Origin of the sequence: Cohnella cellulosilytica, assembly GCF_042431195.1 — a bacterium.
GTDB classification, from domain to species: Bacteria; Bacillota; Bacilli; order Paenibacillales; family Paenibacillaceae; genus Cohnella; species Cohnella cellulosilytica.
The window spans coordinates 1-1,062 of record NZ_JBHMDN010000053.1 but is presented as its reverse complement, the minus strand read 5'-3'; the positions used below and the strand labels follow the sequence as shown (position 1 = coordinate 1,062).

The 1,062-nt window shown below is 52.8% G+C and carries 2 tRNA genes and 3 rRNA genes; all 5 read left to right on the top strand.

Annotated features, from left to right (window positions below):
* Nucleotides 1-71 (top strand): 16S ribosomal RNA (locus tag ACFFT4_RS28215); the annotation flags it as partial.
* Nucleotides 72-218: 147 nt separating this feature from the next.
* A 5S ribosomal RNA gene (gene rrf, locus ACFFT4_RS28210) occupies nt 219-335 on the top strand.
* 37 nt (nt 336-372) lie between these two features.
* Nucleotides 373-449 (top strand) — tRNA-Ile (locus ACFFT4_RS28205).
* A gap of 22 nt (nt 450-471) precedes the next feature.
* Nucleotides 472-547, top strand: a tRNA-Ala gene (locus ACFFT4_RS28200).
* A 256-nt stretch (nt 548-803) separates the two neighbouring features.
* Nucleotides 804-1,062 (top strand): 23S ribosomal RNA (locus ACFFT4_RS28195); the annotation flags it as partial.

The following is a 1,062-nucleotide window of genomic DNA, read 5'->3' as shown; positions in this document are numbered from 1 at the left end:
TGGGGTAGATGATTGGGGTGAAGTCGTAACAAGGTAGCCGTATCGGAAGGTGCGGCTGGATCACCTCCTTTCTAAGGAGCTCTTCGGAGCTATAAAGACCACGGCCTGGTTGCAACCGCAAGGTTGTCAACAAAGTGGGAGTGGCAACCCGTTTCTTACGCTCAAGTTCAGTTTTGAAAGAGCAATCCCGCTTAGGCGGAAAGTCTTTCAACAACCGGTTTGGTGATGAAGGCGGAGGGGTGCCACGCGTACCCATCCCGAACACGACCGTTAAGCCCTCCAGCGCCGATGGTACTTGGACCGCAGGGTCCTGGGAGAGTAGGACGTTGCCAAGCCGGCTATTCGATTTTCCGCGGAAGCGGAAGTCAGCGATGGCCTTTAGCTCAGCTGGTTAGAGCGCACCCCTGATAAGGGTGAGGTCGGTGGTTCGAGTCCACTAAGGCCAACCAAAATGTTTAACTGTATACCCATGGGGACATAGCTCAGCTGGGAGAGCACCTGCCTTGCACGCAGGGGGTCAGGAGTTCGATCCTCCTTGTCTCCACCATCTTTACCAACGCACATCGACGACGCGTTGATGTGCGGGAGAAAACCTTGTACCTTGAAAACTGGATAGCGAACCAAACGACATGAACGTTTTCGAATGAACATGTCAGCGCGAAGAAGAAGGAAGCATCTCTGCCTTACTAGTGTCAACTAAACGATGCTGACAACTGAACATTAGCCTTGCGGCTAACGTTAACGGTTGCAGCGGACTGACAACCGAATATTGCCCTAACGGTCAATATTAGCGGTTGCAGGTAGGTTAAGCTAATAAGAGCGCACGGAGGATGCCTAGGCGCCAGGAGCCGATGAAGGACGCGACGAACCGCGATAGCGCTTCGGGGAGTTGTAAGTGAACGTTGATCCGGAGATTTCCGAATGGGGAAACCCAGCTGCCGTAATGGGCAGTTACCTACGAGTGAATACATAGCTCGTTGGAGGCATACCAGGGGAACTGAAACATCTAAGTACCCTGAGGAAGAGAAAACAACAGTGATTCCGTCAGTAGCGGCGAGCGAA